Origin of the sequence: Pseudogracilibacillus amylolyticus (SeqCode), assembly GCF_051918545.1 — a bacterium.
GTDB lineage: Bacteria > Bacillota > Bacilli > Bacillales > Amphibacillaceae > Pseudogracilibacillus.
In genome coordinates, this window is record NZ_JBPPZG010000022.1 from 24,115 (window position 1) to 30,302 (window position 6,188).

Here is a 6,188-nt window from a genome sequence, read left to right on the forward strand (position 1 = left end):
AAATCCACTTCTTTGAACTTGCCTTCAACTTATGGCTATAATTGTGTTAATCTATCAATTTTACGTTTGGAGGATTTGGAGTGAAAACAATCCTTTCCTTTTTAAAGCCTTATAAACTTCCAATCATCATTGCATATAGTTTAACACTCATTGAGCTTATAACCGATCTCCTTTTTCCGATGTTTTTAGGGATCATGATTAATGAAGGTGTTTTGAAAAACAATCCAGAAAATTTAATCCTTTGGGGCAGCATTATGCTCGGCATTACAATTTTCACTTTTGCCTGTGGAATCATTAATTCTTATTTTTCATCCCATGTTAGCATCTCATTTGCTTACGATATCCGGGAAAAGCTTTTCGCTAAAATTCAAAACTTTACATTTGAAAAATTAAGCCTTTATCCGACATCGACACTCGTCACTCGATTTACAAACGATGTAAGGCAAATACAAAATACAATTTTTATGGCATTACGTATCATGGTAAGAGCCCCGTTACTCGTTATCGGCTGTATTATGATGGCTTTAATTGTAAACGTTAAAATTTCACTTATTTTTTTAATTATCGTGCCACTGTTGATTGCTTTTTTATATTGGGTGCTTATTAAAGGAAGTACGATGTTTAATAAGGTTCAGGAAAGCGTTGATTATGTAAACCGTGTCATTCAAGAAAACATTGCCGGCATGAGGATTATCAAAGCTTTTGTCCGTCGTGATTTTGAAAATGTACGTTTCCAAGATTCGAATGAAGAATTGGCAAAAGAAACTAAAGATACATTTCGTTTTGTAGAAGCATCAATGCCAATTTTATTATTTGTAATGAATATTAGTTTAATTTTTATTCTTTGGTTTGGGAATAAGCAAACAATTGCGGGAACAACGAATGTTGGCGATGTTGTGGCGATCGTAAACTATGCGCTCCGTACCGTAATGGCCATTTCCATGTTTACATTTATTGCACTCGCTTTTTCAAGAGCTAAAGCCTCCGCTGAACGTTTGGAAAATATTTTAACGGAAGAAACTTCGTCTGAAGCTTTCGAGGCTGACAGTCCAAAAGTAGAACAAGGAAAAATTCAATTTGAAAATGTCTGCTTTACGTATCCTGGTGAAAATGTTTCTGTTTTAGAAAACATCTCTTTTACCCTCCGACCTGGTGAGCGTCTTGCTGTCATTGGTGCAACTGGTTCGGGAAAAACAACATTGTTTCAATTAATTCCAAGGCTTTACGAAGCACAGAAGGGGACAATTTTCATCGACGACTACCCACTTTCTGCTTATCATATAGATGAACTTAGAAATAGTATTGGGTATGTTCCACAAAGTCCACTCCTATTTACAGGAACTATTGCAGACAATATTACATTTGGTAAGGAAGATGCTTCACAAGAAGAAGTGATTCAAGCGGCAAAAGACGCACAAATTCATGAGACGATTGAAAGCTTTTCTGAAAAATATGAAACGATTGTCGGGCAACGAGGAGTAAATCTATCCGGTGGACAAAAGCAACGAATTTCTATCGCAAGGGCACTAATCCGGAAACCAAAAATTCTCATGTTTGATGACAGTACGAGTGCTCTCGATTCAACGACAGAAGCTTATTTACTAGAAGCTCTTCATAAATATGATTGTTCAACACTTATGATTACACAAAAGATATCCACTGCCAAAAAAGCAGAGCGAATTTTATTAATGGATGAAGGAAAAATGTTGGCAATCGGAACTCATAGTGAACTATTAAAAACGTCCAAATTGTATCAAAAAATTGTGGAATCACAATTTGAAAAGGAGCTTCCATATGTCCAGTAGTCAGTTAAAACAACCCTTTCAATATGAAAAAATCCCGCTTAATTTTAAAAGATCGCAAAAAGAAAAGCGGGCTCTTAAATTATCTAGCACCATTAAACGGTTAAGTACATATTTAGTAGCCGAAAAGTGGAAGTTGTTTCTAGTTATCCTGATGGTCTTAGCAAGTTCAGCGCTTGGGCTATTAGGACCATATCTTGTCGGAATGGCGATTGACGATTTTATTGTGGCAAAACAAGCAACGGGGCTCGGGGTTTTAATCATCTGGCTTGTTATTATTTATGCACTACACTCTTTATCCATTTTCCTGCAAAATTACTGGATGATCGGTATCGCCCAAAATACAGTTTATACGTTACGAAAACAATTGTTTGAACAATTTCACCAACTTCCTATTGCCTTTTTTGATAAAAGGCAGCAAGGTGAATTAATGAGTCGTGTAACAAACGATATGGATAATATTAATAACACGTTAAACCAGTCTGTCATCCAAATTTTCTCAAGTATTATTACATTAATTGGTACAATCAGTGTGATGCTTTGGCTAAGCCCGCTTCTTACCTTCATTACGATGACAATTATCCCATTATTATTTATAGCAATGCGCTGGATTACAAAACGAACTGAACCGTTATATAAAATGCAGCAAAATGATCTTGGAGAATTAAATGGATATGTCGAAGAAATTGTATCCGGTCAACATATCGTAAAAACATTTTCGCAGGAAGAAAGAGTTATTCGTGAATTTAGAGAGCGAAACAGACAGCTAAAACTCTCTGGTTTCTGGGCACAAACGATTGCGGGATATATTCCAAAAGTAATGAACTCACTCAATTTCTTAAGTTTTGCTCTCATTGCGTTTTTCGGCGGAATGCTTGCTATTAAAGGGTATGTTACAGTTGGCGTTATTGTCATTTTCACCGAATATGCCAGACAATTTACTAGACCGTTAAATGAACTGTCAAACCAATTTAATATTTTACTTTCTGCCGTTGCTGGTGCGGAGCGGGTCTTTTCCGTATTAAATGAAAAGCGTGAAGAAAGTCATGAAGAAAACGCTAGTGAATTAGACCAAGTAGAAGGTTATTTTCAGTTTAAAGATGTTTCTTTTTCCTATAATGACACACCGGTGTTAAAAAATATTCAATTAGAAGTCCAACCTGGTGAAACAGTAGCATTTGTTGGTCATACAGGGGCTGGAAAAACGACGCTCATCAATCTGATTTCACGTTTTTACAATTATGAAGAAGGAAAAATTTTGCTAGATAATCGGGAACTGAAAAATATTAAACGCTCAAGTCTCCGGTCCCATATGGCGTTTGTGTTGCAAGATACGTTTTTATTTTCTACAACTGTACGGGAGAACATTCGTTACGGGAAACTCGATGCTACAGATGAAGCTGTTGAACTTGCCGCAAAACGCGCCAATGCCCATCATTTTATTGAAAGACTACCTGATGGATATGATACGATATTAGACCAAGAAGGCGGCAGTCTTAGTCAGGGTGAAAAACAACTGCTTGCTATTGCAAGAGCAATGATTAGAGAACCGTCCATATTGATTTTGGATGAAGCAACGAGTAATATTGACACCATTACAGAATTAAAAATTCAAGAAGGATTAAAAAGATTGATGAAAAATCGTACCAGTTTTATCATTGCCCACAGACTTAACACGATTCAGCAAGCAGACCGAATCGTACTGTTGGAAAATGGACGTATCATCGAAAAAGGCAAACATGAAGAACTGATGAAATTACGTGGTAAATACTATAGATTATATAGTGGACATAAATAATAAAGAGGTGTAAAGAATGGCTAGAAAGGGAACTATGTATGATAAAACGATCAAAAGTGAATTTTTAAAAGAAGAGATGGTAATTAAAATCTACGAACCAGCAGAGACAGACACACTTTACGAAAATAATGTATGTATTATGCAAGATGGTGACGATTATTTTCAATTAGGTAGAGTTGCTACTGTTAGTGATCAATTACATGAAACAGAAGCTATCGTCAACACTACCTTTGTCGGCATTCATTATATCGATCGTTTGGATCGTTTGAAAAAATATCATCCAGAAGGGGAGCAATTTGAAGCATATATAAGTTTTTTAATAAAAGAGGTAATCCCGCTTCTAGATGACGTTTTACCACTTAATCCACTTGGCACTGTCCGAACATTGATGGGTGATTCACTTGCTGGCACGATCGCACTTTTGACTGCAATCCGTCATCCAAATCTGTTTAAAAAGGTAATTATGCAGTCACCGCTAGTAGATGACGTCGTACTTAAAGCTATAGAGCAATGTGAAGAAATACGTGGGTTAGAAGTTTACCATTCCATTGGTTTAAAGGAAACTGCTGTTGCAACAACGATAGATGATAAATTTGACTTTGTAAAACCAAATAAACAATTATCAAACATCTTAACAGAAAAACTGACAACATATCATTATCAAGAAATTGAAGAAGGGAACCATACATGGAAGTTTTGGCAGAAGGAATTACCAGATGTGCTTAAACTAATGTTTACGTAACAAATTTTAGGATAAATTACCCTTTTTCAAAGGTCTTTTCTTTGTTATACTGGTAGTTAAACTTATAATTGGAAAAGAATAAATGTTCTTTAATCGAAATAATGTTAATAGATATACCTTTTTATCCGGAAAGAAATTTTAATCATGGAGGTTTTATCATGAAATATGGAATTGTAATTTTTCCTTCTAAGGAAATTCAGGATGAAGCGAATGCATTTAGAAAGCGATATGATCCACAATATACAAATATTCCACCACATATCACATTAAAACCTACTTTTGAAATGGACATTCCTAAACGAGATGAAATCGTTCGTGAACTTAAAAAAATCGCAAACGAAACGGAGCCGTTTAAAATTCATGTTACAAAAGTAAAATCATTTGCTCCAGTAACTTATACTATTTACTTTAAAGTCGAACCTACTCCTGAATTAAGCGCTTTAAATGATAAAATGAAAACAGGAAAATTCCCAACAACTAAAGAGCAGCATCCTTTTGTTCCACACATAACGATCGCTCAAGACCTTGTTGAAGACGAGTATTCCGATATTTATGCTAGTTTGCAAATGAAAGAAATTGAGTATGAGGATACAATAGACAGGTTTCAGCTCTGCTACCAACTTGAAAATGGATTTTGGACAGTATATGACACATTTGTATTCGGACAGGAGTAATAGGCTATGACAATTAAGGTAGTAACAACAGATCAAGAACAAAATGAAGCTTATCGTATAAGAAAAGTAGTATTTGTAGATGAACAAAATGTTCCAATGGATTTAGAAATTGATGAACATGAAGAAGCGTCCATACATTTTATCGCTTATGATGGAAAAGACGTGGTCGGTGCCAGCCGATTACGTTTTGTCGGTGAATACGGGAAGTTAGAACGTATTTGTGTTTTAAAATCTTATCGTGGAAAATCTTACGGAAAAAAACTCATTGCCAAAATGGAGGAAGAAATTATAAATAAAGGGTATAAAAAAGCAAAACTACACGCACAAACCCATGCAAAAGAATTTTATGAGCGATTAGGTTATGTGGTTATCTCAGATGAGTTTATAGATGCAGGTATTCCTCACGTTGCAATGACAAAAGAGTTGACAAAGTAGTAATTCACCAAAGTGAATTTACTACTTTTATTTTTACGTATATTTTTTTATCGTACACGCCAATCTAACCATATGACTTTCATTAAAGGAAGGAAGGATTGGCGAATGAACGACATGTTACCAATGTTATATGAGTCAATATTCGGTATTATAGCATTATTTATTCTAACAAAAGTCCTTGGAAAAACACAAATATCCCAGCTAACCCCTTTCGATTTTATTGCAGCAGTCGTTATTGGGGAGCTTGTTGGTAATGCGTTATTCGATAAAAAGGCTGGCATCTTAGACATTGGCTATGTCATTTTAATTTGGGGAGTTCTTTTGTTTATTATCGAAAAGGTTGCACAGAAATTTAAAGGATCTCGCTTTATATTAGAGGGAAAACCTTCACTAGTAATTCATAAAGGTGAGTTAATATATGAAGAAATGAGAAAAAATAAAATCGATATCAACGAACTACAACAATTACTGCGAATGAAAGATGTTTTTGCAGTGCAAGAGGTAGAGTATGCAGTTTTAGAAACGAACGGAGAATTATCCGTGCTAAAAAAACCTGACTATCAAACTCCTACAAAAAAAGATTTGAATGTCGCACCAACAGAACCACAAATCGCAGTGACAGTTATTACAGATGGTGAAATGATTAAAGATAATTTGGCAGAAGCAAATATTACCGAAGATTGGTTGCTGGATGAAATAAAGCGGCAAAATTTTGATGGTATTAAAGATGTATTCTA

General features: G+C 35.1%; 6 protein-coding genes. All 6 read left to right on the forward strand.

From position 1 onward, the window contains the following. Positions 1–80 precede the first annotated feature (80 nt). Complete coding sequence (locus tag ACPYKA_RS04375; RefSeq protein ID WP_479541163.1) at positions 81–1,805, forward strand: ABC transporter ATP-binding protein; 1,725 nt, start codon at positions 81–83, stop codon at positions 1,803–1,805. After that, on the forward strand, positions 1,795–3,600 hold the full coding sequence (locus ACPYKA_RS04380) for an ABC transporter ATP-binding protein (protein WP_479541164.1): 1,806 nt from the start codon (positions 1,795–1,797) through the stop codon (positions 3,598–3,600). Before ACPYKA_RS04375 ends, ACPYKA_RS04380 begins: the two co-directional genes overlap by 11 nt. 16 nt (positions 3,601–3,616) lie before the next feature. Continuing rightward, a complete protein-coding gene (locus ACPYKA_RS04385) occupies positions 3,617–4,342 on the forward strand; it encodes an alpha/beta hydrolase (RefSeq protein WP_479541165.1) in 726 nt (241 codons plus the stop codon). Between the two features lie 158 nt (positions 4,343–4,500). Next, a complete protein-coding gene (locus ACPYKA_RS04390; protein ID WP_479541166.1) occupies positions 4,501–5,016 on the forward strand; it encodes a 2'-5' RNA ligase family protein in 516 nt (171 codons plus the stop codon). Between the two features lie 6 nt (positions 5,017–5,022). After that, on the forward strand, positions 5,023–5,451 hold the full coding sequence (locus ACPYKA_RS04395; protein WP_479541167.1) for a GNAT family N-acetyltransferase: 429 nt from the start codon (positions 5,023–5,025) through the stop codon (positions 5,449–5,451). Positions 5,452–5,556: 105 nt separating this feature from the next. After that, a partial coding sequence (locus ACPYKA_RS04400) for a DUF421 domain-containing protein (RefSeq protein WP_479541168.1) occupies positions 5,557–6,188 on the forward strand: 632 nt, incomplete at its 3' end.

Excerpts from the sequence above, each read along its gene's own strand:
- ACPYKA_RS04380 (WP_479541164.1), top strand. The coding sequence starts at position 1,795 with ATGTCCAGTAGTCAGTTAAAACAACCCTTTCAATATGAAAAAATCCCG.
- ACPYKA_RS04385 (WP_479541165.1), top strand. The coding sequence starts at position 3,617 with ATGGCTAGAAAGGGAACTATGTATGATAAAACGATCAAAAGTGAATTT.
- ACPYKA_RS04390 (WP_479541166.1), top strand. The coding sequence starts at position 4,501 with ATGAAATATGGAATTGTAATTTTTCCTTCTAAGGAAATTCAGGATGAA.
- ACPYKA_RS04395 (WP_479541167.1), top strand. The coding sequence starts at position 5,023 with ATGACAATTAAGGTAGTAACAACAGATCAAGAACAAAATGAAGCTTAT.